Source organism: Microbacterium sp. zg.Y909 (genome assembly GCF_024626565.1).
Genome location: NZ_JANJFJ010000739.1, coordinates 1 through 556 on the forward strand (window position 1 = coordinate 1; position 556 = coordinate 556).

The following is a 556-nucleotide window of genomic DNA, read 5'->3' on the forward strand; positions in this document are numbered from 1 at the left end:
CCCTTCGGGCCCTTGACGGAGACATCCTGTCCGGAGACCTCGACGGTCACGCCGGCGGGGATGTCGATGGGAAGACGACCGATGCGGGACATTCAGATCACCACACGTAGGCGAGGACTTCCCCGCCGACGCCCTTCGACTCGGCCTGGCGGTCCGTGAGGAGGCCAGAGGAAGTGGACAGAATTGCGACGCCGAGGCCGCCGAGCACCGTGGGGATCTCGGTCGAGCGTGCGTACACGCGCAGACCCGGCTTCGACACGCGCTTGATGCCGGCGATCGACCGCTCGCGGTTGGGGCCGTACTTGAGCGTCAGCGTGATGGTCTGCCCAACGCGCGCGTCGGTGACCTCCCAGCCGGCGATGTAGCCCTCCTGCTGGAGGATCTCGGCGATGTGAGTCTTGAGCTTGGAGCTCGGCATGGACACGGTTTCGTGGTGCGCCGAGTTCGCGTTGCGCAGACGGGTCAGCATGTCTGCGACCGGGTCTGTCATTGTCATGAGTTTGTTCCTTTGTTCACGAGGTTTCGGATGCCGTTACGCGACAGCCGACCTTCGATG

Annotated in this window: 1 protein-coding gene and 1 pseudogene; both read right to left on the minus strand. The window is 64.6% G+C overall.

Annotated features, from left to right (window positions below; all coding sequences use genetic code 11):
- Window positions 1-92 (minus strand): annotated as a pseudogene (gene rplF, locus NQ160_RS24485) (50S ribosomal protein L6); the annotation flags it as partial.
- Between the two features lie 5 nt (window positions 93-97).
- Window positions 98-496, minus strand: a complete 399-nt coding sequence (rpsH, locus tag NQ160_RS24490) for a 30S ribosomal protein S8 (RefSeq protein WP_257517549.1) — start codon at window positions 494-496, stop codon at window positions 98-100.
- Window positions 497-556 lie beyond the last annotated feature (60 nt).

Bases quoted from the DNA above. Each gene is read 5' to 3' on its own strand.
- rpsH (WP_257517549.1), bottom strand. From the start codon at position 496: ATGACAATGACAGACCCGGTCGCAGACATGCTGACCCGTCTGCGCAAC.